Consider the following 25,528-nt stretch of genomic DNA (forward strand, 5'->3'; position numbering starts at 1 on the left):
TCTGTCCATGAAGGACATTTCGAAGCGGTACGGCGCGGTGCGCGCGATCGGGCACGCGGACCTCGTCGTGGAGCCCGGCACTGTGCACGCGCTGGTCGGGGAGAACGGTGCGGGCAAGTCGACGCTGATCAAAATTCTCTCTGGCGCGGTCACCCCGGACACCGGGTCGATCGAGTTCGACGGGGCGCCCGCGCGCATCGGCGCCACGGCGGACGCGATGGCGCTCGGGATCGCGACCGTCTACCAGGAACCGCAGCTCTTCCGCGAGCTCACGGTGTCGGAGAACATCTTCTTGGGCAGGGAACTCCGCTCCGGGCCGAGGATCGACTGGGCGGCGCAGCACGAACGCGTGGTGGACCTGCTCGACCTGCTCGGGCTGCCGTCTTCGGAGGCGACGTCCCCGGTCGGTGACCTTTCGATCGCCGAGCAGCAACAGGTGTCGATCGCGAAAGCGCTTGCGGGGGAAGCGAAACTGCTCATCCTCGACGAGCCGTCGGCCATCCTCACCGACGCCGAGATCGAGGTGCTGTTCGGCGTGGTGCGGCGGCTCAAGGAATCGGGTGTCGCGATCATCTACATCTCGCACCGGCTCGACGAGCTGTTCCGGATCGCGGACGAGGTGACCGTGATGCGCGACGGCGCCACGCTCGGCACCTACCCGATCGCCGAACTGACCGTGCGGCAGATCGCCGAGCTGATGGTCGGCGACGTGCTCGACGACGAACGTCCTACCAGGACGGTCCCGGACGGACCGCCGAAGCTCGAACTCTCCTCGCTCGGGCTGGAAGGCGAGTTCCACGACGTCGACGTCACGGTCAAGGCGGGGGAGATCGTCGCGCTGTACGGGCTCGTCGGGTCCGGTGTCTCGGAGATCGCGAACACGGTCTACGGGATCGACCAGGCGACGGCGGGGGAGATCCGCCTCGGCGGTGAACCCGTTCGCCCGACTTCGCCGAGGCACGCGCAGAAGCTCGGGATCGCGCTGCTGCCCGCCGACCGCAAGGCGCAGGGCATGTTCTCGTTCCAGTCCATCGCGTTCAACATCTCGGTCGGTCACCTCCCGCTGCTGTCGAAGTTCCGGCTGTGGATGGACCGGGGTCGCGAAAGGACGGTCGCGAAGGACCTGATCGACCGGCTCGCGGTGAAGACGCCGAGCGAGCGCCAGCCGATCGGCGCGATGTCCGGTGGCAACGCGCAGAAGGTCGTGCTCGCCCGCCAGCTCGTGCGGCGCCCCGACGTGCTCATGCTCGCCGAGCCGACCCAGGGCGTCGACGTCGGCGCGAAGGAGGAGATCCACCGGATCGTCACCGCGCTCGCCGACGAGGGCACCGCGGTGCTGGTGGTCACCTCGGACCTGCCGGAGGCGCTTCGGATCGCGGACCGGCTGCTGGTGGTGCGCGGCGGCACGACCGTCGCCGAGTTCGGCCACGAAGCGTCCCAAGTGGACGTTCTCGCGGCGGCCGCTGGCGAGAGCGAGGTGCGCACATGACCGCCATCGCCGTGCGGGGCAAGCGCGAGCGCGTCATCGCGCCGCTCGTCACCGGACAAGAGGTCGTGCTCCTGGTCGTGGTCGCCGCGCTCTGGCTCGTGCTGTGGTGGGCCACCCCGGCGTTCCTCTCCGCGGATTCGCTGCGGCCGCTGCTGATCGAGGTCGCGCCGGTCGCGCTCATCGGCGTCGGCATGACACTGGTCATCGTGTCCGCCGGGATCGACGTGTCCGTCGGCAGCGGCATGATGGTGTGCGGCGTGATCACCGCGCGCCTGCTCGTCGAAGCGCAGGTCCCGCTCGTGGTGGCGCTGCTGGTGGCGATCGCCGTCGGCGCGCTGCTCGGCGCGGTGAACGGCGTGCTGATCGCGTGGGGCAGGGTGCACGCGATCATCATCACCTTCGGCACGCTCAACCTGTTCCAGTTCGTCGGCAGGCAGATCTTCGGCTCGCAGACGGTCAACGGCATTCCGTCCACATTGGACCTGTTCGGGCGCGGCGATGCGGGGCGGACGTTCGGGCTGCCGCACAGCTTCCTGCTGATGGCGGTGATCGCTGCCGCGGTGTGGTGGTACCTGCGCCAAACGCCGGGCGGCAGGCACTTCTACGCGATCGGCGGCGATCCGGTCGCCGCCGAACTGGCCGGGGTGCGGGTGCGGCGCCGGGTGCTGCTGGCCTACGTGGTCACCGGCGCGCTGGTCGGGCTGGCCGCCGTGTTCACCATCGCCAAGGGCACCGCCACGCTCGACCAGAGCATCGGCTCCGGCAAGGAGCTCGCGGTGATCGCCGCGGTGGTGATCGGCGGAACCTCGATCATGGGCGGCAGGGGCTCGGTGCTCGGCACCGTCCTCGGCGCGCTGCTGGTGCAGACCGTCGCCTCCGGTGTCACGCAGCTCGGCTGGCCGAGCGATCTGTCCGATCTGTTCGTCGGCGTGTTCGTGATCATCGCGGTCGGCGCCGATCTGCTGCGGGAACGGGCGAGGAGGGCGAAGCGATGACCGAGGTCGACGTGAAGGCCGATCCGGGGCTCGGTTCGCGCGTGCTGCGCGCGGTGCTGACCCGGCGCGAGATCCTGCTGGTGATCCTGATCGTCGTCGTGCTGGTCTGGATGACGCTGCTGGGCTACGGCGGGTACCTGACCGGGCCGTACAACCCGGACTACCTCGCCGCTTCGCTCGTCGACGCGGTGCCGCTGGCGATGCTCGCGCTCGCCGAGCTGCTGGTGATCGTGTCCGGCCGCGGCGGGATCGACCTGTCCATCGGCGCGATCGTGTCGCTGACCGGCATGGTCTTCGGATTCGCGAGTGGACAGTGGGGCTGGCCGCTGCTCCCGGCGATCCTGCTCGCGGTGGTGGTCGGCGGCGCGCTCGGCGCGGTGAACGGATTCCTGGTCGCCCGCCTCGGTTTTCCCGCGCTGATCACCACGCTGGCGACCTACTACGCGTTCAAGTCGCTCGCCGTGGTGATCAACGCCCAGCAGCCGATCAGCACGCCGAGCATCCAGTCGCTGTACTCGCTCACCGCCTCGGTCGAGATCCCGGTGATCGGGCACGACATCCCGAACGTGCCGCTGGGCGTGTTCACCTTCCTGCTCCCGGCGATGGTGGTGGTCTGGCTCCTGTTGCAGCGCACCACGTTCGGGCGGCGGCTGTTCGCGATCGGCACCAACGACGTCGCGGCGACCTGGTCGGGCGTGCCGGTCGCGGCGACCAGGATGCGCGCCTACGTCCTCGCGGGGGTGATCGCCGGGTTCGTCGCGGTCTACACCACCGGGCAGTTCGCGTCGGCACGGCCGGACGCGGGCACCGCGGGCAACGGGCTCGCGCTGCCCGCGATCACCATCGCCGTGCTCGGCGGCGTCGCGATCACCGGCGGGATCGGCAGGGTGTCGGGCGTGCTGCTCGCGGCGATCCTCGTCACCTGGCTCAACGCCGGGATCCTGCTGCTGTTCGAAGGCAACGAGGGCACCCAGTTCCAGTTGCTCGCGCTCGGCGCGGTGCTCGTCTTCTGCGCACTGCTCAACGCGTACACCACGAGAAAGTACGGGGGGACCCGATGAGTGAGAACGTCCCGGACGCGGTCGGTGAGCTGCTCGCGCGCTCGAACCGGCTGGGCGCCGACCCCGCGGTGACCAACTACGGCGGCGGCAACACCTCGGTCAAGGTTTCGGTGACCAGCCCGGCGACCGGCGAGCCGGTGGAACTGCTCTACGTCAAGGGATCCGGCGGCGATCTCGGCACCTTGAAGGCGAAAGGACTCGCGGTGCTGGAGCGCGAGCGGCTCGTCGCGCTCGATTCCGTCTACAGGGGAGTCTCCCATGAGGACGAGATGGTGCCGCTGTTTTCCTACTGCTCGCACGGCACCGGCGGTGCCACGCCGTCGATCGACACCCCGATGCACGGGCTCGTCGAGCTGCCGCACGTGGACCACCTCCACCCGGACTCGGTGATCGCGCTCGCCTGCGCCGCCGACGGCGAGCGGCTGGTGCGCGAGATCTGGGGCGGCTCGGTGGCCTGGGTGCCGTGGCAGCGCCCGGGGTGGGAGCTGGGCAAGTCGATGGCGGAGCTGTCCGCGGAACCGGGGGTGATCGGCGCCGTGCTCGGCGGGCACGGGCTGACGACCTGGGGTGCCACCAGCGACGAAGTAGAGCAACGGTCGCTGGCGATCATCCGCGAGGCGGCCGAGTACCTCGCGCGCGCCTCGGTGGCCGAGCCGTTCGGGCCGGTTATCAGGTCCACTTTGGACACTACGGAACGCCGTGCTCGCGCGGCGGAGCTGTTCCCGCACCTGCGCGCGATCGCCTCGGTGGACCGGCGCCAGGTCGGGCACTTCACCGACAGCGAGGTGGTGCTCGACTTCCTGTCGCGGGAGAAGCTAGAACCACTCGTCGCGCTCGGCACCTCGTGTCCTGACCACTTCCTGCGCACCAAGGTCCGCCCGCTGCTGCTCGACACCGCGCCGGACGCTCCACTCGAGACGGTGGTCGCCAGGCTCGCCGAACTGCACGCGGCCTACCGGGACGAATACAGCGCTTACTACCACCGCCATGCCACCGCCGACTCGCCCGCGATGCGCGGCGCGGACCCGGCGATCGTGCTGGTGCCCGGCGTCGGCATGTTCTCCTTCGGCGCCGACAAGCAGACCGCGCGCGTGGCCGGCGAGTTCTACGTCAACGCGATCAACGTGATGCGCGGCGCCGAAGGCGTGTCGACTTATCAGCCGGTGACCGAGGCGGACAAGTTCGCCGTCGAGTACTGGCAGCTCGAAGAGAAGAAGCTCAAGCTCCGCCCGGCACCGAAGGCACTCGCGGGCAAGGTCGCGGTGGTGACCGGCGGGGCGTCCGGGATCGGGCTGGCCACCGCGAAACTGCTGTCCGAGCACGGTGCCAACATCGTCGTCGCCGATCTCGACCAGTCCAAATGCGACGGTGTGGCCGCCGAGCTCGGTGGACCGGACGTGGCTCGCGGCGTCGCACTGGACGTGACCGACGAGGACGCCGTGACCGCCGGGATCGACGCGGCCGTACTGGCCTTCGGCGGGGTGGACATCGTGGTCAACAACGCGGGCATCACGCGCGCGGGCACACTGGCCGACACCTCGGTGGCGGACTGGGACCTCCAGTACCGGATCATGACGCGCGGGTCGTTCCTGGTCGCGCGCGCGGCGGAGCGGGTGCTGCGGGCGCAGCGGCTCGGCGGCGACATCGTCAACATCTGCTCGAAGAACGCCGTGTTCGCGGGACCGGCCAACCTCGCCTACTCCTCGGCGAAGGCGGCGCAGGCGCACATGGTCCGGCTGCTGGCCGCCGAACTCGGCGACATCGGCGTCCGCGTCAACGGCGTCAACCCGGACGGGGTAGTCAGGGGATCCGGGATCTTCGCCGGTGGATGGGGTGCTTCGCGCGCGGCGACCTACGGCGTGGACGAGAAGGACCTCGGCAAGTTCTACGCGCAGCGGACCGTGCTGAAGGTCGAGGTGCTGCCCGAGCACGTCGCGTCGGCGGTGCTGACGCTGACCAACGGGTCGCTGCCGATCACCACCGGCCTGATCATCCCGGTCGATTCCGGTGTCCCACAAGCTTTTCTGCGCTAGGGGAGGAAGTCATGATCGGCATCCACGCACTGGTGTGGGCGGGCGGCTGGAGCGAGCACGAGGCGCGCCGCGCGATCCGGTCGTCGGCGGAGGCGGGCTACGACCTGATCGAGATCGCCGCGATCGACCCGGCGCTGTTCGACGCGCCGATGACCGCGCGGCTGCTGGCCGAGCACGGCCTTTCGGTCAGCGCCAGCCTCGGCCTCGACGACGAGACCGACGTGTCGAGCGACGACGAGTCCATTGTGGAGGCGGGGCGGCGGCGCCTGGAGTCCGCTGTGGACCTGGTCCGCGACCTCGGCGGCAGCTACCTCGGTGGCGTGCTCTTCGGCAAGCTCGGCCGCTACACCGCGCCCGCGACGCCGAGGGGCAGGGCGAACTCGGTCGAAAGCATCGCGCTGCTGGCCGATCGCGCCGCGTACCACGGGATCACGCTCGGGCTCGAGTTCTGCAACCGCTACGAGACGAACGTGCTCAACACGACCGCGCAGACCCTGGACTTCATCGAAGAGGTCGGACGGTCCAATGTGGTCGCCCATCTCGACACCTACCACATGAACATCGAAGAGCGGTCCTTCCGCGAGGCTGTGCTGGCGGCGTCGGTGGCGGGGAGGCTCGGCTACGTGCACGTGGGGGAGTCGCACCGCGGGCAGCTCGGCACCGGGTCCGTGCCGTGGGACGAATTCTTCTCCGCGCTCGACGAGGTCGGCTACGACGGCACGGTGACCTTCGAGTCGTTCTCGTCGGAGGTCGTGCACCCGACGTTGTCGTCCTCGCTGGCCATCTGGCGGAACCTGTGGACCGACGGGATGGAGTTGGCGGTCGGGGCGCGGGAGTTCCTGCGGGCGCGTTATTCGGGAGCGCGCTGAGGCGTTCCGTGTGACCATGCCGTCATGACCACCCCCACCACCTGGCACACGCGCGCCGAAACGAGTGCGGACATCCCAGCGGTCCGGGAGATCACGCTCGCCGCGTTCGAAACGGCCCAAGAAGCCGAGATCCTCGACGCCCTGCGCACCGACCCGTCCTGGATCGACGGTCTGTCCGTGGTCGCGGCGACACCGGACGGCGAGGTCGCCGGGCACGCGTTGCTCACCCGGTGCCACATCGACGACGTCCCGGCGCTGTGCCTTGGCCCGTGCTCGGTGCCCCCCGCGCACCAGCGGACCGGCGCGGGCTCGGCGGCAATCCGCGCCGCCCTGTCGGCGGCAGGTGACCGGGGCGAGCACTTCGTCGTGGTGCTCGGGCACCCGGCGTACTACCCGAGGTTCGGGTTCACCCGCGCGTCTGGTTTCGGGATCAGGCTGTCCGTCGAAGTGCCCGACGACGCGCTGATGGCGCTCAGCCTCGACGGCCACCCCATCCCCGGTGGGCTCGTGCGCTACGCGAGACCGTTCGGGATTTGAGTCGCGGCAGGAGTTCGGCACGGCCTCGCGGCCGTGCCGAACTCCTCACTTGCCTTCGCCGCGGGTGCGTTCAGCGGGTGGTGCTCGGGTGCCGGACGGCGGTGAGCTTCGCGTAGGACTTCGGTTCCCCGGCGGCCGCCATCGTCTGTACGGGGAATCCGTTCTCCGGCGTCGCGGCGGGTTTGGCCGAGGTGAACAGCCAGGTCTTGAAGAACTTGCCGAGGTTCTTGCCGGACACCCTCTCGGCCAGCGCGGTGAACTGCCCGACCGCGCCGTTGCCGTAGCGGTTTTCCCGCACCCAGGTGCGCAGGATGGTGAAGAACGCGTCGTCGCCGACGACGCTGCGCAACGCCTGCAGGGTCATCGCGCCTCGGGTGTAGACCGGGTTGCTGAGCAGGTTCGGGCCACCGGGGTTGCCCGGCTTGATCTTCCAGTAGTCCTCGTCCTGGTGCGCGTAGGTCCAACTGGCCAGCTGCTGCGCGGTGCCCTCGCCTTCGTGCTCGGACCACAGCCACTCGCTGTAGTTCGCGAAGCCCTCGTTCAGCCAGATGTTCGACCAGTCGGCGGGGGACACGGCGTCACCGAACCACTGGTGCGCGTTCTCGTGGACCACGATGTACATGTTCGAGTCCTTGAGGAACTCCCCGGCGTCGTAAACCGGCCTGGTCTGGAACTCCTCGGCGTCGTGATCGCTTCCGGTGTACTCGTCGACCACGCCGCCCGCCGCCTCGAACGGGTATTCGCCGAACAGCTCGGACTCGAAGTCCAGCACCTCGGGGGTGCGCTCCACCGCGGCTCGCGCGGCCGCCAGCAGGCTGGGCTCGGTGCGCAGGTCGTAGGCGGTGACGAAGGGACGACCGTTCGCGAGGGTCTGGTGGCGGACGTCGTACTTGCCGATGGTCAGCATCTGGTTGTAGGTGGCCTGCGGCTTGCTGCTGCGCCAGTTCCACCTGGTCCAGCCCAGCCGGCTGCTCTTGTCGGCGAGCACCCCGGTGGAGATCGCGGAGGTGCCGTCCGGTACCGCCACCGAGACCTCGAAGGTGGCTTTGTCGCTCGGGTGGTCGTTGCACGGGAACCAGGCCGAGGCCAGGTGCGGCTGGGCCACCGAATGCGCGCCGTCCGGGGTGGCGGTCCACACCTTCTTGCCGTCGATCTCCACAGTGGACGGCACGCCTTGGTAGCGCACCACCACTGTCACGGGCCGTTTACCCGGCACGCTGTGCTTCGGGGTGACCAGCAGCTTGTTGCCCCGTTTGGTGAACTTCGCCGGCACGTTGTCCACCAGCACCGAGGAGGCGTTCAGGCCGAAGTCGAAGGAAAACGAGCTCAGCTCGTGCTCGGTGGTGGCCAGGATGGTCGCGGTGCCCGCCAGGTGGTCGGCACCGGGCTGGTAGGTCAGCCGCAGGTTGTAGTGATCGACCTCGTACCCGGTGTTGCCGTCGTTCGGGAAGTACGGATCGCCGATGCTCGGTCTGCCGGGTGTGCCGGCGGCGGAGGCGGTGCCGGTCACCAAGACGGTGGCCGTCGCCGCGGCGACCGCAGCGAGCACGGAACGGGTCCATCGGGTCATCGGTGACCTCCTGCGACAGGCGAAATGGGCGAAATTGATGATGGGGCGGGGCGGTGCGGCCCGACAGCCACAACCTGTGCAATCCGATCTCCACCAAATTGCCCACTTTTTTCGTATTGCATTCCAAGCCGGGATAACTTACGGATGTGGAACGGCTCCTGCTCGCCTCCAACCCGGGTCCGGTGGACGTCGCCGCCTGCCTGCGGCTCTCCCCTTTCACCTCGGCCAAGGTGCTCACCGGCCAGGACCGGCTGGCCACCCCGGTGTCCTGGACATCGGTGATCGAATGGCCGGTGGAGGACTTCGTCAGTGCCGGTGACCTGGTGGTTACCACCGGTATGGGGTGCGACGAGCACCGGCTGCGGCGGATGGTCAAGGAGATCGCCGCGGCCGGGGCGGCGGCGATCTGCTTGTGCGTAGGCGAAGGCGCCCCGTTCGACCGGGTGCCCGAAGGCGTGGTCGCCGAGGCCGAGCGGACAGCCGTGCCGCTGATCAAGCTGCGCGGGCGGGTCCGGTTCTCCGATGTGTCCCGTGCGGTGGTCCAAGCCATCTACGCGCGGGACGCCGTCTACCCGCGTGACATCCGCGAGCTGCCACCGGAGTTCACCCGGGCGCTGCTGGAAGAGGACGGTGCGGTCGGGGTGGCGACCGTGCTGGAAAACGCGAGCGGCGCGTCGGCCGTGGTCTTCGACGCCACCATGACCGTCCGCGGCGCCGGACCGGCTGGGCGGTTCTGGCTCGCCGACGGCGCCAGGGAATCCGCGCTGGTCGCCGCGATGGCGGAGCTGGCCAGCAGCCGATGGGGCCAGACCACGGCGGCGGAGGTGATGATCGCCCCGCTGGCCGGGGACACCGAGGCGATGGCCGTCCCCGCGGTGGTCCGCGACGGCACGCTGGGCTGGGTGGTCGCGGTGCGGCACCGCGGCGAGGACGAGGAGCGGGACGCGATCACCCGGCGGGCGGTGCTGCACGCGGGCGTCGCGGTGGCCATCGAACTGCTCCGAGGGGTGACCGAAGAGGAGGCGGCCTGGCACGCCAGGACCGAGTTCGTCCTCCAGGTGGCGACGGGCAAGATGCGCTCAGCGCAAGACCTCGCGACGCGCGCGAGAGTGGTCGGTCTCGCCGAGGACACCCGGTACGCGGTCGGTATCGCGCTGGTGCACAACCCCGGCCCGGCGAACGGACCGGACAGCCCACCCGTCGGCATGCTCTCGGACCCGACCCGTGCGCTGGCCCGCCAGCTGCGCCGCCGGCTGTCCCACCCGGCCAGCACGGTGGCGGCGCACGGGAACGAGGTGCTGCTGTGCCTGCACGAGACGGACGCCGACTGGGCACGGGTGCACAAGCTGGCGGCAGGACCGCCCGGATGGCTGACCGTGTCCTTGGGCGCGGCCGACGCACCGGTCGAGCTGTCCGGGCTGGCACTGGCCACCGAACAGGCCCGGATCGCGCTTTCGGTGACCAGGAGGCTGGACGGGTCCGGTGCCTTCCGCGAGCCGGACCAGCTGGGCGCCTTCGTCGTGCTGCACGCCCTGCTCCGCGATCCGGCCGCGCTGGACCTGGCGGACCGCGTGCTCGCGCCGCTGCTGGCCGAAAGCCGCAGCCCCGACCTGCTGCACACGCTCGAGGTCTACCTGATCGAAAACGGCAACATCTCGTCGGCGGCGCGGTGCCTGTACCTCAACCGGCACTCGCTGATCTACCGGCTGCGCAAGATCGCCCAGCTGACCGGGCGGGACCTCGACCGGCACGACGACCGGCTGCTGCTGGACATCAGCCTGCGGTTGCACCGGCTGCGCGAGACGGGCTGACCACCGGGAGCCTCGGCGCACAGTGTGTGGGAACGGGGCCTTCGGTTCGCACACATCGTCGGTAGCTCCCCGCGTCGGGGCGCAGCACAGTTGTCGGCCAGAGGCAATCCTCAAGGCGGGTCACCCCGCCGTTCTCACGCGTCCGGAGCCGGTTCCCGCGCGCACACCATTCTGGAGAACTTCATGGCCGAACAGGTATTACTGGCGCCGCCCGGGATACGGGGGCAGATGCTGCGGCGAAAGCCGATGGACCAGTTCGACGGCGGGGAGACCGCCGGTTCCCAAGCCAAGCTGAAACGGTCGCTGGGCACCTTCCACCTGGCGATGATCGGTATCGGCTGCGTGGTCGGCACCGGCATCTTCTTCACCCTGTCCACCGCGGTGCCCAAGGCGGGACCGGCGGTGGTCGTCTCGTTCGTCATCGCCGGGATCGCGGCCGCGCTGTCCGCGCTGTGCTACGCCGAGGTCGCTTCCCGCATCCCGGTGTCCGGATCGACCTACACCTACGCCTACGCCTCGCTCGGCGAGTTCACCGCGGTGGCCATGGGTGCCTGCCTGCTGCTCGAGTACGGAGTGTCCACCGCCGCGTCGGCCGTCGGCTGGAGCGGGTACCTCGGCAAGTTGTCCGAGGACGTGCTGCACGTCCACCTGCCCTACTGGGCGATGCACGCGCCGTTCACCTCCGACGGTGACCAGCACGGGATCGTCAACCTGCCCGCGATCGTCCTGGTGTTCCTGTGCGGCGTGCTGCTCGTCCGCGGGGTCACTGAGTCGATGCTCGTCAACACCATCATGGTGCTGCTCAAGCTCGGCGTACTGGCACTGTTCGGCGTGCTGGCGCTGACCGCGTACCGCGCCGGCAATTTCGCCGACTTCGCCCCGATGGGCGTCGCTGGCATCACCGCGGGCAGCGCGTCGATCTTCTTCACCTTCGTCGGCGTCGACGCCGTCTCCACCGCCGGGGAGGAGGCGCGCGACCCGCGCCGGACCCTGCCGCGCGCCATCCTGATCGCGGTCACCGTGGTGATCGCGATCTACATCCTGGTGGCCGTCGCCGCGATCGGCGCGCAGGAGTGGCAGAAGTTCGACGGCCAGGAGGCCGGTCTCGCGGTGATCCTGCAGAACCTGACCGGGCAGTCCTGGCCGGGAGAGGTGCTTTCGCTCGGCGCGGTGATCTCGATCTTCTCGGTCACCCTGGTGACCCTCTACGCCCAGACCAGGATCCTGCTCGCGATGGGCCGCGACGGCATGGTGTCCCGCCGGTTCGCCAAGATCAGTCCGCGTACCCGCACCCCGGTGTTCAACACCGTGCTGGTGTCGGTGCTCGTGGCGCTGGCTGCGGCGTTCTTCCCGCTGGACGCGCTGGGTGACCTGACGAGCATCGGCACGCTGTTCGCGTTCATCGTGGTGGCGCTGACGGTGCTGATCCTGCGCCGCCGCGACACCGGCGACCACCCCGCCGCGTTCCGGGTGCCCGGCGGACCGGTCATCCCGGTGCTCACCGTGCTGATCTGCGGCTACGTGATCTACGGCCTCGGCTCGGTCACCCAGGTGATCTTCGTCGTCTGGCTGGTGGTGGCACTGGTCTACTACCTGCTCTGGGCGCGAAGGCACTCCGCGCTGAACACACCGGTGGAAGCCGAGCCGGAACTGGTGACCGACTGAAACGGGTCGTGTTCAGGACTTGTGGATGAGCCAGGTTCCGCCGTGCCATTGCAGGGAAAGGTCATCGCCGACGGTCATGGGCGGCGCGCCCCGGATGGCGGACGGCGGTACGACGACCTTGTCCTTGCCCGCTTCGACGATCTTCCCGGCGTCCACGGTCACCTTCTCGCACGCGGCGAGAGCGGCGGGGGAGAGCGCGTTGACGAGGCTGGAGAAGTTCTGCACGCACGTGGTCGCGCCGCCCTGGTCCGACCAGGCGGGTGCGCTGATCCGGCAGAGCGCGGGGACGTCCTTGGCGCCCAGCGCCTTGTAGTAGTTCTCCATCACGGTGGCCGCGCCCTCGGCGTCGTGCGAGATACCGGACGAGCTGGGCGGTGCCGGGGCGGTCGCGGCGGGACCGAGCTTCGCCTTGAAGTCGGGGGACATCAGTGCGCTGAGATCGCCGTAGGGCACGGTGATGTTCTTCGTGCCGCACGCCCCGGTGTAGCCGAGCTGGAACAGGTCGAGGAAGAACTCGACGCCGTCGGGTCCGTAGGCGATGGAGGTCGACGGTTGGCCGGAGTGCCCGGCCAGTGCCTCCTTGCTCAACACGGTGGCATCGCGTTCGGGGTGGTCGCCGGGGCAGAATCCGTCCGGGACGCGGGCGCGCAGGCGTTCGGTGACGGCGGTGAGATCCGGCCCGAACACCTGCTCCGGGCTGACCACCGCGCCCGTCTCGGCGTCCACTGTGGACGTCACGCTGGTGGTCCAGCTCGCGTGCCCGAGCACGAGCGAGTCCATCGAGAAGTCGTACCGCACGGAAATGACCTTCGGCCCGCGCATGCGGACGTCGGCCTTGCCCAAGGCGTGCGGGATGTCGCCGTCCGATTCCTTCATGTTCGCCGACACCAGTGAGCGGCGGACCTGGTCCACCCTGGCGTCGATCGGCCGCATCAGCTCGGCGTTGAGCTTCCGTTCTACGTCCGGGTTCGCGGCACCGGTGACGTGCGCGTACTGCATGTTGATGTCGAAATCGGGGCCGCTGAACCGTTCCGCCCTGGTCTGCAGCGCGACGTTCAGCGCGGGGGCCGGGGTCGTGGCCGCGGCGACCGGTGGCGCGGGGTCGTCCGGACCGGTCAGCGTGACGACCGTGACCACGGCGGCCGCGACCGCGAGCACGGACGCGATGACCCCGGCGATCAGCTTCCCGCCGCCGAGTGTCGCGCCGACGGCTCCTGTACCGCCCGTGCCCGCGCCGACGATCCCGCCGCTCGCGACGATCCCGCCACCGGCCGCGCCGCCCGCGACCAGCGCACCGGGCGCCAGCGCGGTGGCGGCGCCCAGCACCGCGAGCGGGGACAGCGCGACGAGTGCGGCCGCCCGCTGCCCGAGCCGGTGCCAGCCGCGGTCTTCCCAGTCTTCGCCGTACGCCTCGACGGCAACGGCTTCGAGCTCGGCCACGAACGCGGCCGCACTGGCCGGGCGGTCGGCCGCGTGCTTCGCCATGCCGCGCGCGAGCAGCCCGCGCACGGGCTCCGGCGCTTCGCCGACGGGCGCGGGTGCCGAGGTGTGCAGGGTCCGCAGGGTCGCGGTGTCCTGGGCCCGGAACGGCCGGTTCCCGGTGACGCACTGGAAGAACACGCACGTCGCCGCGTAGACGTCGGTCGCGGGGGTGGCGGCCTGGCCCGCCCACTGCTCCGGCGCCATATAGGCGGGAGAGCCGATCGGGGCGTCGGCCGCGCCCGCGAGCACCGCGAGCCCGAAGTCGACGAGCTTGCTCTGCCGGTCCGGGCCGACCAGCACGTTGTCCGGTTTGTAGTCGCGGTGCACGGTACCGGCGGCGTGCGCGGCGGCCAGCCCGAGCAACGATCCTTTGAGGACGGTGAGCGCGGCCTCGGGGGTCATCGCGCCTTCGACCGTCATGATGGACCGCAGCGAAACACCGGACACGGCTTCCATCACGATCGCCGCGCCGTACGGGGTTTCGACGAACTCGTACAGCTTGACCACGTGCGGGCTCGTGACGCGGCGCAGCATCCACGCCTCCTGGCGGAAGCGCGCGAGATGCCCTTCGTCGGCGAGGTACCGGGCGAACAGGTACTTGATCGCGACCGGGGTGCCGGATTCGGTGTGCTTGGCCAGCACGACCCGGCCGAAACCGCCTTCGCCCAGCGGTTCGATCTCGGTGAAGCCTGGTACCACCCAGTTCTGCACGGGTCCTCCGGTCACGGCGCCGCCTGAGGTGTGACAGATCGGGGTGATGCGTCACAACGGCGAGGTGAGGAAGTTATAACCGGCGGCGGGGACCGTCGCAACCGGTTCAGTGCTTTCGTGCCCGATCTGACGGGCCGAGCCACCCCCTCCGGCTCAGTTCGGCGCGGAACCGCTGGTAAGAGTCTTCCAGCCGGGTACCGGAGGGCTCGACGACGCGGCCGGGCCGCACCATCGCGGCGGTCGCCTCGGCGAGCCCGGGGTGCAGGGTGCCGGAAGCGGCCAGCAACGCGGCACCGAACGAGCTGTCCGCGTCGCCCGCGACCCGCAGCGGCATGCCCAGCACGTCGGCCCGGATACGCAGCCAGGCTTCGCTGCGGTTGCCGCCGCCCGCGGTGAGCAGCGGCGCGGTCACCTCCAGCCCGAGCCCGCGCAGGTGTTCCAGCGCGAGCCGTTCGCAGAAGGCGACCCCTTCGAGCGCGGCGCGGTACGAGTCGACCTCGTCGCGCGGCTCGCCGAGCGTGAAGCCCTCGGCCTTCGGCGCGACGAACGGGAACCGTTCTCCGTTGCGGCGCAAGGGATAGCTCACGACGGAAGCGGGGCCGTGCTCCGCCGCGGCGGAGTCGAGCGCGGCCAGCCGATCGCGCGGCACGGACGCCAGCGCTTCGCCGCCGGTGTTGCTCGCGCCGCCGGGCAGCCACAGCCCGTCGGGGTGCCGGTGACTGTACACCGCGCCCGTCGGGTCGGGCAGCAGCCGATCGCTGACCCCCTTGACGACCAGCGTGGTGCCGAGCACCGAGACGAACTGCCCCGGCGCCGCGGCACCGGTGGCGAGCTGGGCGGTGCAGCCGTCGCTCATCCCGAGCAGCACCGGGCATCCGGCGGGCAGCCCGGTTTCCGCGGCCGCGTTCGCCGAAACCGTGCCGACCGCGGTCGTCGGCGCCCGCACCTCGGGCAGCAGGGTCAGCGGGACGTCGGCCGCCGCCAAGGTCGCCTCGGCCCACTCGCCGCGTGATGAGTCGTAGCCCGCCTTGAGCGTGTGGCTCCAGTCCGCGGCGACCGGTTGGCCGCACAGGTACCAGCCGATCAGATCCGCGGTGTGGCAGAGCCTCGCCGCGTTCCGGTGGTGGCGGGCGAGCCAGGACAGGCGGCCGACGGTGCTCAGCACCGAAGGCTGCACGCCGAGCGCGCGCCACCGCGCCTCGTCGGCGGCCCAGCCGTCGCGGGCGGCGGCGGCCTGCCTGCTGTCGTCGTACATCAGCGCGGGGCCGACGGGTGATCCCGCGCTGTCGACGGCGACGACCGTGCCGCTGGTGGCCGTGATCGCGAGCCCGGCGACCGGGGTGCCCGCGGGCAGTTCGCCGAGCGCGGTGCCGAGCGCGCGGCGGGCCGACGGCCACCACGCGGTCGCGTTCTGTTCGCGGTGACCGGGTTCCGGGTGCTCCGGCGCGGGCAAGGGTGCGGACGCCGTCGCCAGCGTTGCGCCCGCCGCCGTCACGCAGCGCGCGCGGACCGTGCTGGTCGCGAAGTCGAGGCCGATCGCGACCGGCTCCATGGCCCCTCCGGAAGTCCTGGTGTCACATGAACGATGTGAACTTAACACACTTGACTGTTATATCCTAGTCGCGGGTCGCCGCGAAAGCAGTGGGTATCGCTGCGCGCGCGCCGACTTTCCTTGCTTTGCCTGGATAACAGCGGCTTGTTAAGTTCTCGGTATGGCGAACGAGAACGACCCGATCGGCGAACTGGTCGAGCTGTCCCACTGGCTCGGCGACCCCGGCCGCGACCTCGCCATCCTCGGCGAGGGCAACACGTCGGTGTCGCTCGCACCGGGCAGGCTCGCGGTGAAGGCCAGCGGTGCCGGTCTCGGCAAGGTGGGGCGAGAGCACTTCGTCGAGGTCGACCCCGGCCGGGTACTGTCCATTTTGGACCGTGCGGAGGTTCGCGACGAGGAACTGGCCGGGCATCTCGCCGCGTGCCGGATCTCCGGTGACCGGCGGCCGTCGATCGAGGTCGTGCTGCACGCGCTCGCAGTGCGGGAGGCGGGTGCGAAGTTCGTCGCGCACGCGCATCCGACCGTGGTGAACGGCGTGCTGTGCAGCGATCGCGCCGACGCGCTCGTAGCCGGGCATCTCTTCCCCGACCAGGTGGTGGTGCTCGGCAGGCATCCGTTGCTGGTGCCGTACGCCGAGCCTGGCCTCGAACTCGCGCGCACCGTCAAGGCGGCGCTGGCCGGACACCTGGCGTCGCATGGTGCGCCGCCGAAGATCGTGTACCTGCGCAACCACGGGATCCTCGTGCTCGGCGAGACCGCGACGGACGTCCGCCAAGCGGTCGAGATGACGGTCAAGGTGGCCAGGATCCTGACCGCCGCGCTGGCGGTCGGGGAGCCCGCCTACCTCACCAGCGACCAGGCCGACCGGATCGAGGGCCGCGAGGACGAGCACCACCGGCGCAGCGTGCTCGCGCGGCAGGGGTGACGCACGGGTTTCAGCGGAAGTAGCCGTCGAACAGCGTCCTGCCGATCCTGGTCGTGGTCTCCTTGCCGGTTTCGAACCCGTGCTGAATCACCTTCGTGTCGTCCATGATGGCGAGCGTGTAGCGCTGGGCGGGCCCGGTGAAGCCGACGCTGTTGGTGATCCACGAGCCGTCGTCGTTGTCGTCGGACCACCCGTTCTTGTTGCCTGGCTTGGCCGCCGCGCCCGCGCCCCACACGCCCCACTGCTGGTTCGGGTCGACGTGCTGCATCTCGCCGACGAGGTAGTCCCGGTGTCGCGGCGGCATGTTCAGCACGTAGTTGACGAGCCGGTCGAGGTCGTTCGCGGTGGTCAGGATCCAGCCCCAGTGGTGCGGGTGCTGATCGGTGAAGCGCATGTCGGTCATGCCGTAGGCGGGGAACCGCTTCGCGAAGTCCTCGCCCCCGTACCGGTTCCACAGCGTGTGCGCCGCGTCGTCGTCGCTGGAGTTCAGCATCTTGTGCATGAGCGCGCGGTCGTCCGGGGTCAGGTGCACGGCGCCGCTCTCGTCGCGCAGCAGCAGGTCCACCACCATCGCCAGCTTCGGGGTGGAACAGGCCCAGATGAGCGTGCCCGCGTCCGCGCTGCGCCACACCGCGCCGGTCCGCCGGTCCCGCAGCACGATCCCGGCCACCCCCGGCCGCCCCGCCACGTAGGCCTTCGTCGCCGCGATGCGCTTCTGCAGCTCCTTGTCGAACGGCGGCTGCCGCGCTGCCTCGCGCCAGTCGGCGACACCGATGCTGGTCGAGGAGGTCGCGACCGCGAGGACGACCGCGGTGGCGGTGGCGGCGAGCACGCGCCAGATCGAGGGCTTCACGGGGGAAGAACCTAGCCCATCCCGGCCACGGGGTGGAGCCGGAAATCCAGGTGGCGAGCTGATTTTCGATAACTGTCGGTGTGCCGTGGGATGCTCTGCGCAGTGGAGGACTGGGAGGGGACATGACCGATTTCCCGAAGACGAGCAAACCGGCGGAACGCGCGCTGATCAACGCCGGGTACACCAGCCTCGAGCACCTGACCGAGGTGACCGAGGCCGACTTGGCGAAGCTGCACGGAATGGGGCCGAAGGCGCTGCGCATACTCCGCGAAGCGCTCGCCGAACGCGGCCAGGGGTTCGCTCCGTTATGACCGAGTATGGCGAAGCGGCGCCGTTCGAGCACGGCATGCTCGACGTCGGCGACGGGCACCGCGTGTACTGGGAGCAGTGCGGAAACCCGGACGGGAAGCCCGCCGTCGTGCTCCACGGCGGGCCGGGCTCGGGGTGCACACCGCTGTGGCGGCGGTTCTTCGATCCGGCGCGGTACCGCGTGCTGCTGTTCGACCAGCGCGGGTGCGGTCGCAGCACACCGCACGCCGGTGCGCCGGAGGCGGACCTCTCGGCCAACACCACCTGGCACCTGCTGGCGGACATCGAGCGCCTCCGCGAGCACCTCGGCGTCGAGAAGTGGTTGGTGTTCGGCGGTTCCTGGGGTGCGACGCTCGGCCTCGCCTATGCCGAGCGGCATCCGGCACGGGTCTCCGAGCTGGTGCTGTTCAGCATCACCAACACCAGCCGTGCCGAAGTGCGCTGGGTGACCAAGGAGATGCGCCGGTTCTTCCCCGGGCAGTGGGCGCGGTTCCGGGCCGGTGCGCCCGGTGCGGACGAGGATGAGCTGGCCGCCGGGTACGCCCGGTTGCTCCGGGATCCCGATCCGGCCGTCCACGAGAAAGCCGCGAAGGATTGGTGCGACTGGGAGGACACCCACGTTTCGGTCGTGTCCGACGAGCACGACCCGCGCTACGACGACCCGGTCTTCCGGCTGTGCTTCGCCAGGTTGGTGACGCACTACTGGAGCAACGCGGCGTGGCTCGAGGACGGCGCGCTGATCAGGGACGCGACGAAACTGGCCGGGATCCCCGGCGTGCTCGTGCACGGCAGGCTCGACATCAGCGGGCCGCCCGATATCGCCTACGCGGTCGCGAAACGCTGGCCGGACGCGGAACTCCGGTTCGTCGCCGAGGGCGGGCACGGGGCGGGCGAGCCGGGGATGGCCGAGTTGCTCGTCGCGGCGACGGACCGGTTCGCGGGGAGGGTTGACGGCACCAGGCTCAGCTAATAGCGTCCGGAAATCGATTACTCAGGCTGGGGAACCCAGTCACGGCGGCGTTGCTGGGAAGTGGGTGATCATGTCGGGGGCACGACCGTGGTCGCGGCGCGCGGTGTTCCGCGCCGCCGCCGGTGCCGGTGCGCTGGCCACCTCCGCGCTCGCGGGATGCGCGCCGAGCCGCGATCCCGGCGAGATCACCTTCTGGAACTTCTACGGTCCGAACGGGACGCCGAAGTCGCAGGCCGACTGGTTCGTCAAGCTCGCCGACGACTGGAACGCCAGCCACCAGGTCAAGGTCCGGCTGCGGTACATCCCGCCGCAGGAGTACCAGACGGGGCCCACGCTGCAGACCGCGTTCAGCGCGGGTGCCGGGCCCGACGTGTTCCTGATCAGCCCCGGCGATTTCCTCCGCTACTACAACGGCGGCGCGCTCGTCGACCTCACGCCGCACCTGAGCGAGCAGGCCCGCGCGGACTTCCTGCCCGGTGTGCTCGGCACGCGCACCGTCGAGAACCGTGTGTACGGGCTGCCGATGGAGATCGAACCGCTCGCCCTGCTCTATTCGGAGCAGGCGTTCGAGAAGGCTCGTCTGTCCGAAGCGGACGTGCCGAAGACGTGGGAGCAACTACTCGACGTCGGGCGCAAGCTCACCACGCCGGACCAGTTCGGGATGCTGCTGGAGACCGCGCCCGGGTACTACCAGAACTTCACCTGGTACCCGTTCCTCTGGATGGGCGGCGGCTCGGTCCTGTCCGCGGACCAGCGCTCGAGTGCGCTCGACGCCGCGGCGCCGCGGGCGGCGATGAAGCTGTGGCAGGACGCGGTGACCACCGGGGCCGCACCGCGACGGGTGCGCGGAAAGGGCGCGAACGACTCGATCTCGAACCTGGCCCAGGGTTACGCGGCGATGCAGCAGATCGGCATCTGGGCGGTCGCGGAGATCGCCCAGCAGCAGCCGGACTTCCGGTACGGGGTGGCCCCGCTGCCCGTGCCGCCCGGTGGCAAGCCCGCGACCGCGCTCGGCGGCTGGGCCATGGTGGCCAACGCGAAGGGCCGCAACCCGCAGGCCGCGGCGGAGTTCGTGGCGTGGGCGCTCGCTTCCCTCGACGACGCGGGTGTCGAGCGGTGCCGCCAGTGGAACACCGTCGCCAAGACGAATTTGCCCGCGCGCGCCTCGGTACGGGACGCCGCGGCGGCGCACGGCGCGTTCGCCAGTGGCGTGATGCGGACCTTCGCCGACGTGATCGCCCCGACCGGCACCCCGGAGCCGCGATACCCGCCGGAGCTGTACCGCGCGGTTTCCGACGCGCTGCAGTCGTGCCAGCTCGACGGCGCGAACCCGGCGGAGGTGACGGCCGCGGCGTCCGACCAGATCAACACCTTCCTGTCCCGGTACGAGGGGGCGGCGATCCAGTGAGGGTGCCATGACGGAAGTGCTGCGACGACCGAAGACCCGCGCGCGCCGCGGGGAGGGCAGGGCGGCGTGGGGGTTCCTCGCGCCGGACGGGATCGGGCTCGTCCTGTTCGTGGTGGTGCCCGCGCTGCTCGCGCTCGCCGTCGGACTGTTCGATGTGGACGGTTTCGGCAACATCAAGTTCGCCGGGCTGCAGAACTTCCGGTTGATGGCGGGCGATTCCGTGCTGTGGAAGAGCTTCGGCGTCACCGCGCTCTACACGGTCCTGTTCGTGCCGGTCGCGTTCGGAGTCAGCCTCGGCCTCGCGTTGCTGGTGCGGGACCACTTCCCCGGGATCGGCGCGGTGCGGGCGGCGCTGTTCCTGCCCAACGTGATCAGCCTCGTCGTGATCGGCCTGCTGTGGCAGTTCCTGCTGACCGACAAGACCGGCATCGTCAGCAGGATCCTCGGCCCGCTCGGTCTCGGCGACGTCTCGTGGCTCGGCGATCCGGCGCTGGCGCTCATCACGCTCGTGCTGATCAGCGTGTGGTTCCTCGCCGGGTACCAGATGCTGATCTTCCTCGCCGGGCTGCAGGACGTGCCGCGCGAGCTCTACGACGCGGCGACCGTCGACGGTGCCGGCGCGTGGCGCAAGTTCCGCCACGTCACCTGGCCCGCGCTCCGCCCGACGAGCTTCTTCGTGCTGGTGACCTCGACGGTCAACGCGGTCACCGGGCTGCAGGCCTTCGACCTGGTTTTCGTGACCACCAAGGGCGGCCCGGCCAACGCGACCTCCACCATCGTGTTCTACGCCTACCAGCAGGCGTTCCAGTTCGGCCGGTTCGGGTACGCGGCGGCGATCTGCGCGATCGTGGTCGCCGCGCTGATCGTGATCACCGGCATCCTGTTCGCGCTCACCAGGGGAGGGCGGTTCGATGAGGACTGAAACCCCGCGCGGGCGGATCGGGCCGAAGGCGGTTTTCGCCTACCTGATCGCGTTCCTGACCGTGCTGCCGTTGCTCTGGCTCCTGCTGAGCGCGTTCCGGCCGGGCAGCGACGTGCTGTCCTCGTCGCTGCCGACGAAGTTCACCCTCGGCAACCTCGGGTACGTGCTGACCCAGATCCCGTTCGCGCGGTACCTGATGAACAGCGCGTTCGTCGCGGTCACGGTGACGGTGATCGCGCTGTTCCTGCACTCGATGGCCGCGTACGCGTTGGCACGCCTGCGCTTCCGCGGCCGTGGGTTCGCCTTCGCGACCGTGGTCGGCACGCTGCTCATCTCGCTGCCGGTGATCCTGGTGCCGCTGTTCCTGGTGGTGCGCCTGCTCGGGCTCGTCGACAGCTACGCCGGGCTGATCGTGCCGGGGATCTTCAACGCGTTCGGGATCTTCCTGCTGCGCCAGTTCTACCTGAGCGTGCCGCGCGAGCTGGAGGAGGCGGCGCGGCTCGACGGCTGCGGCTACTTCGGTATCTACTGGCGCATCATCCTGCCGCTGAGCCGTCCCATGCTGGCCTCGCTCGCGGTCCTGTTCTTCCTGGCCAACTGGAACTCCTTCCTGTGGCCCCTGGCGGTGACGCAGGACGAGAGCCTGCGCGTGGTGCAGGTCGGCGTTTCCGGGCTGCAGGGCCAATACGCGTCGCAGTACCAGTACGTGCTGGCCGGCGCGGTGCTGGCGGCGATCCCGACCGTGGTGGTGTTCCTGATCGGGCAGCGGCGGCTCATCGACTCGCTGAAGACGACGGGACTGAAGTAGACGGGAGTACACAGTGGACGATCGAGGCTACGGGACCTTCGGCAGCAGCCTCCGCGACCTGCCCCGCCTGCGCCACTCGCGCCGCGGCCGCGAGTCGAGCTGGGATCGCAGCGGTGGCAACGACGATCGCCTCACCGTCGGGCCAGGCGAGACAGCGGTGCTGGCCGATCTCACCGGCCCCGGCGCGATCACGCACATCTGGTGCACGGTGGCGCTGCCGGACGGCAAGGGGCCGAACCTCAGCGACAACGACTACCTGCGCAGGCTGGTGCTGAAGATCACCTGGGACGACCAGGAGGCGCCGAGCGTGCTGGTCCCGCTCGGCGACTTCTTCGGCATCGGGTTCGGCCGGACCGCGAACTTCGTGTCCGCGCCGCTGCAGATGAGCCCGCAGGACGGCAAGGGCTTCAACTGCTGGTTCGCGATGCCGTTCGCCGGGCGCGCCAAGGTGGAACTGCTCAGCGAGCTGAGCGAGGAACCGGTCTACTTCTACTACTACATCGACTACGAAACCTACGGGCGCGCCGAAGAGGGCCTCGGCTACTTCCACGCGCAGTGGCGGCGGGAGAACCCCGCCGACGGCATCGGCGACGAGGGCCAGACAAACCAGGAATACCTGCTGGAAGGCACCAATCTCGACGGTGAGGGCAACTACGTCATCCTGGACGCGGAGGGTCACGGGCACTACGTCGGCTGCGTCCTCAACGTGCAGAACCTGCGGCACACCGGCCAGTGGAACTGGTACGGCGAGGGCGACGACATGATCTTCATCGACGGCGAGCCGTTCCCGCCGCGCCTGCACGGCACCGGAACCGAGGACTACTTCAACACCGCGTGGTGCCCGGAGGAGGAGTACCACGCGCCCTACCACGGCATCACGCTGCCGGGCGGTCCCAACTGGAGCGGGCAGATCTCGTTGTACCGCTTCCACATCGAAGACCCGGTGGTGTTCCACGAATCCGTGCGCGTGACCATCGAACACGGTCACGCGAACAAGCGTTGCGACGACCTGTCCTCGGTGGCGTACTGGTACCAGAGCCTGCCGCACCGCCCGTTCGGGCTGCCGCCGGTGGCGGACCGGGTGCCGCGCTTCCCGTGACGGTGAGGTGAACCGGCGAGTAGGGTACCGGCCGGGTACTCCGCCGGATGGTAGTCCAGGCACCACCCGAAAAGTGGGGCTCACCCCATGTCGACGGACGGCCCCGACCCCTTAGTTTGAGCGGTATGACGACCATCACGACGACACCGCCGGTGCTCGCCAAGCCGCCCAAGGTGAAGCCGCCGAAGGCCGAGCGGCAGGTGGAATACCGCGCGCCGGGTGCGATCCGCCGTACCGCGACGCTGCTGCGCCGCAGGCTGCCGTTCACCACGATCGTGGTCGCCGTGATGCTGGTGCTGTCGGTCGCGAGCGGCACGTTGTGGAGCGCGGTCGAGGACCGCGCGATGTTCCCGTACGTCGGCTACGGGCTGCCGTCGATGGAGGCGGGCCACTGGTGGACGCTGCTGGTGGGGCCGTTCTTCGCCGTCGTTCCGCTGTTCTACCTGCCGATGGTCGGCAGCTTCGCGTTGTTCATCGGGTTCGCCGAATGGCGGCTCGGCACCCGCCGCACGATCGTGCTCTCGGTCGCGACGCAGATCCTGAGCGTGCTCGCGGCCGTCGAATTCCTCGCGCTGGTGCGCAATTCCGGCTGGGACTGGGCCGAGCGGACCGGCTCGCTGATGGACGTCGGCTTCTCCGGCGGCGCGCTGGCGGTGCTCGCGATCGCGGCCGCCGCGATCCGATCGCCGTGGCGGCTGCGGATCCGCGCCGGGCTGCTCACCTACGTCTCCGTCGCGGTGATCTACGTCGGGTCGTTCGCGGATCTCGTGCACTTCTTCGCGGTGGCGCTCGCGCTGCCGCTCGGGCCGAAGCTGGTCGGCAGGCACCGCGCGCAGCGGATGGGCAGGCCGAGCATGCGGGAGTGGCGCCTGTTCGCCGGCGTCGGGCTGTTCCTGCTGACGGTCGCCGAGATCGTGATGTGGCTGGTGCCCGCGGAGGGACCGTTCGGATCGTCGACGGCGGTGTCGCTGTCCGGTCTCGAACTGACCGTGCTCTGCGCGATCGTGCTCCCGATGCTGAACGGGCTCCGCCGGGGCAGCAAGCTGGCGTGGTGGTGCTCGATCGGGCTGACCGCGTTCGTCACCGCGCAGGGCGTGCTGCTCGCCGGGGTGCTGTCGCTGATCGACCTGTTCAGCGGCGGGTACGAAAGCGACGGACTTTCCTTGTTCTTCGTGGACAATCTGCTGTGGACCGCCGAGCTGATGCTGCTGATCGTGGCGCGCGGCGCGTTCCGGGTGCCGTCGAGGCGGACCCTGCGCCAGGCGTGGAAGCACGAAGCGGACGACTCGACGACGGCGCGCGCACTGCTGGCCAGGCACGGCGGCGGCTCGCTCTCGTGGATGAGCACCTGGCCGGAGAACTCGTACTTCGTCTCCGCCGACGGCGACTCGTACCTCGCCTACCGCCGCCACGCCAGGGTCGCGGTGGCGCTGGGCGACCCGATCGCCCCCGAGGGCGGCGGCGGTCGCACGCTCACCGAGTTCGTGGACCACTGCGACCAGGCGGGCCTCGTGCCGTGCGTGTTCTCCGCGACCGCCGGCGTGCTGGCGACGACGAAGGAGCTCGGCTGGCAGCACGTCCAGGTCGCCGAGGACACGCTGATCGACCTGGAGACCCTCCAGTTCCGCGGCAAGGCATGGCAGGACGTGCGGTCGGCGTTGAACAAGGCGGCCAAGGAGGGCATCGAGTTCCGCATGGTCACCCTCGCCGAGCAGCCACGTGCGGTGATTTCCCAGGTCCGCGCCATTTCCGAGGAGTGGATCAGCGACAAGGGCATGCCGGAGATGGGGTTCACGCTCGGCGGTGTCGACGAGGCGATGGATCCCCGCACCAAGGTCGGGCTCGCGATCGACACCAGCGGCACCGTGCACGGCGTCACCTCGTGGATGCCGGTGCACCGGCCGAGCGACTCCGAAACGGGCGTCGTCGGCGGCTGGACGCTCGACATGATGCGCAGGCGCACCGGTGGATTCCGCCCGGTGATGGAGTTCCTGATCGCGTCGTCGTGCCTGGCGTTCAAGGAATCCGGCGCCACCTTCGTCTCGCTGTCCGGCGCGCCGCTGGCCCGCAGCGCGGACGACGGCCCCGCCAACGCCGCGGAACGGGTGCTCGACTCGCTCGGTTCGATGATGGAGCCCTACTACGGTTTCCGTTCGCTGCACGCGTTCAAGGCGAAGTTCAAGCCGCGCTGCGAGCCGATGTACCTCGCCTTCCGCGACGAAGCGGACCTGCCGCGCATCGGGATCGCGCTGGGCCAGGCCTACCTGCCGAACACGGGACTGTGGCAGCTCGCGAAACTCGCCAGGACCGCCAAACGCTGAGCGGACCGCGCCGGGCGCTGCCGTTGGGGGAGACGGCGCTGCTCCGGCGCGGTGTTCTGGGGCCGGTACGGGGGCCGCCTCGCGGCGGATGGCGCGACACGGCTCGTGGTCGAAACCCGTATTCCGTGAAGGCGAGGG

General features: G+C 70.0%; 20 protein-coding genes. 16 read left to right on the plus strand and 4 right to left on the minus strand.

From position 1 onward, the window contains the following. The first annotated feature begins 7 nt into the window (after positions 1-7). The 6 genes from HUW46_RS35575 to HUW46_RS35600 are packed head-to-tail and all read left to right on the plus strand — an operon-like array spanning position 8 to position 6,984. Positions 8-1,489: a sugar ABC transporter ATP-binding protein gene (locus HUW46_RS35575; RefSeq protein WP_215543107.1), complete on the plus strand. Its 1,482-nt coding sequence runs from the start codon at positions 8-10 to the stop codon at positions 1,487-1,489. Then, on the plus strand, positions 1,486-2,484 hold the full coding sequence (locus HUW46_RS35580) for an ABC transporter permease (RefSeq protein WP_215543108.1): 999 nt from the start codon (positions 1,486-1,488) through the stop codon (positions 2,482-2,484). Before HUW46_RS35575 ends, HUW46_RS35580 begins: the two co-directional genes overlap by 4 nt. Then, positions 2,481-3,545, plus strand: coding sequence for an ABC transporter permease (locus tag HUW46_RS35585; protein WP_215543109.1), 1,065 nt, complete (start codon positions 2,481-2,483; stop codon positions 3,543-3,545). The genes HUW46_RS35580 and HUW46_RS35585 overlap by 4 nt, the downstream gene beginning before the upstream one ends. Continuing rightward, positions 3,542-5,578: a bifunctional rhamnulose-1-phosphate aldolase/short-chain dehydrogenase gene (rhaD, locus tag HUW46_RS35590; RefSeq protein WP_215543110.1), complete on the plus strand. Its 2,037-nt coding sequence runs from the start codon at positions 3,542-3,544 to the stop codon at positions 5,576-5,578. The genes HUW46_RS35585 and rhaD overlap by 4 nt, the downstream gene beginning before the upstream one ends. Positions 5,579-5,589: 11 nt before the next feature. After that, positions 5,590-6,447: a sugar phosphate isomerase/epimerase family protein gene (locus HUW46_RS35595; protein ID WP_215543111.1), complete on the plus strand. Its 858-nt coding sequence runs from the start codon at positions 5,590-5,592 to the stop codon at positions 6,445-6,447. A gap of 24 nt (positions 6,448-6,471) precedes the next feature. Next, positions 6,472-6,984 (plus strand): GNAT family N-acetyltransferase, encoded by a 513-nt coding sequence (locus tag HUW46_RS35600; protein ID WP_215543112.1) that lies wholly within the window; start codon positions 6,472-6,474, stop codon positions 6,982-6,984. A gap of 70 nt (positions 6,985-7,054) precedes the next feature. Here HUW46_RS35600 and HUW46_RS35605 read toward each other — a convergent pair whose 3' ends face one another. After that, on the minus strand, positions 7,055-8,554 hold the full coding sequence (locus HUW46_RS35605; protein ID WP_215543113.1) for a M1 family metallopeptidase: 1,500 nt from the start codon (positions 8,552-8,554) through the stop codon (positions 7,055-7,057). Between the two features lie 146 nt (positions 8,555-8,700). On the opposite strand from HUW46_RS35605, the gene HUW46_RS35610 reads away from it, so the two are divergent. Both HUW46_RS35610 and HUW46_RS35615 read left to right on the plus strand, forming a co-directional pair. Continuing rightward, entirely contained in the window at positions 8,701-10,365 is a 1,665-nt protein-coding gene (locus HUW46_RS35610) for a PucR family transcriptional regulator (RefSeq protein WP_215543114.1), read from the plus strand. A 183-nt stretch (positions 10,366-10,548) separates the two neighbouring features. After that, positions 10,549-12,030 carry an amino acid permease gene (locus tag HUW46_RS35615; RefSeq protein WP_215543115.1) on the plus strand — a complete coding sequence of 494 codons (1,482 nt, stop codon included), beginning with the start codon at positions 10,549-10,551 and terminating at the stop codon, positions 12,028-12,030. Between the two features lie 12 nt (positions 12,031-12,042). Here HUW46_RS35615 and HUW46_RS35620 read toward each other — a convergent pair whose 3' ends face one another. Further along, a complete protein-coding gene (locus tag HUW46_RS35620) occupies positions 12,043-14,238 on the minus strand; it encodes a protein kinase domain-containing protein (protein ID WP_215543116.1) in 2,196 nt (731 codons plus the stop codon). Between the two features lie 91 nt (positions 14,239-14,329). After that, positions 14,330-15,775, minus strand: a complete 1,446-nt coding sequence (locus HUW46_RS35625) for an FGGY-family carbohydrate kinase (RefSeq protein WP_215543117.1) — start codon at positions 15,773-15,775, stop codon at positions 14,330-14,332. Between the two features lie 160 nt (positions 15,776-15,935). Here HUW46_RS35625 and HUW46_RS35630 point away from each other — a divergent pair, with 160 nt between their 5' ends. Beyond that, entirely contained in the window at positions 15,936-16,700 is a 765-nt protein-coding gene (locus HUW46_RS35630; protein ID WP_215543118.1) for a class II aldolase/adducin family protein, read from the plus strand. 10 nt (positions 16,701-16,710) lie between these two features. Here the strand turns inward: HUW46_RS35630 and HUW46_RS35635 are convergent, their stop codons facing one another. Beyond that, positions 16,711-17,475 carry a serine hydrolase gene (locus tag HUW46_RS35635; protein WP_215550312.1) on the minus strand — a complete coding sequence of 255 codons (765 nt, stop codon included), beginning with the start codon at positions 17,473-17,475 and terminating at the stop codon, positions 16,711-16,713. 200 nt (positions 17,476-17,675) lie between these two features. On the opposite strand from HUW46_RS35635, the gene HUW46_RS35640 reads away from it, so the two are divergent. From HUW46_RS35640 to HUW46_RS35670, 7 genes are all read left to right on the plus strand, one after another. Then, positions 17,676-17,864, plus strand: a complete 189-nt coding sequence (locus HUW46_RS35640) for a DNA-binding protein (RefSeq protein WP_215543119.1) — start codon at positions 17,676-17,678, stop codon at positions 17,862-17,864. Then, complete coding sequence (pip, locus tag HUW46_RS35645) at positions 17,861-18,832, plus strand: prolyl aminopeptidase (RefSeq protein ID WP_215543120.1); 972 nt, start codon at positions 17,861-17,863, stop codon at positions 18,830-18,832. Before HUW46_RS35640 ends, pip begins: the two co-directional genes overlap by 4 nt. Positions 18,833-18,902: 70 nt before the next feature. Continuing rightward, on the plus strand, positions 18,903-20,240 hold the full coding sequence (locus tag HUW46_RS35650; RefSeq protein ID WP_215543121.1) for an ABC transporter substrate-binding protein: 1,338 nt from the start codon (positions 18,903-18,905) through the stop codon (positions 20,238-20,240). Positions 20,241-20,247: 7 nt separating this feature from the next. Further along, a complete protein-coding gene (locus HUW46_RS35655; protein ID WP_215543122.1) occupies positions 20,248-21,162 on the plus strand; it encodes a carbohydrate ABC transporter permease in 915 nt (304 codons plus the stop codon). After that, positions 21,152-21,970: a carbohydrate ABC transporter permease gene (locus tag HUW46_RS35660; protein ID WP_215543123.1), complete on the plus strand. Its 819-nt coding sequence runs from the start codon at positions 21,152-21,154 to the stop codon at positions 21,968-21,970. Before HUW46_RS35655 ends, HUW46_RS35660 begins: the two co-directional genes overlap by 11 nt. A 13-nt stretch (positions 21,971-21,983) precedes the next feature. Continuing rightward, a complete protein-coding gene (locus HUW46_RS35665; protein WP_215543124.1) occupies positions 21,984-23,069 on the plus strand; it encodes a glycoside hydrolase family 172 protein in 1,086 nt (361 codons plus the stop codon). 125 nt (positions 23,070-23,194) lie between these two features. Continuing rightward, positions 23,195-25,390, plus strand: a complete 2,196-nt coding sequence (locus HUW46_RS35670) for a bifunctional lysylphosphatidylglycerol flippase/synthetase MprF (RefSeq protein WP_215543125.1) — start codon at positions 23,195-23,197, stop codon at positions 25,388-25,390. Positions 25,391-25,528 lie beyond the last annotated feature (138 nt).

It is taken from the genome of Amycolatopsis sp. CA-230715 (assembly GCF_018736145.1).
Classification (GTDB): domain Bacteria; phylum Actinomycetota; class Actinomycetes; order Mycobacteriales; family Pseudonocardiaceae; genus Amycolatopsis.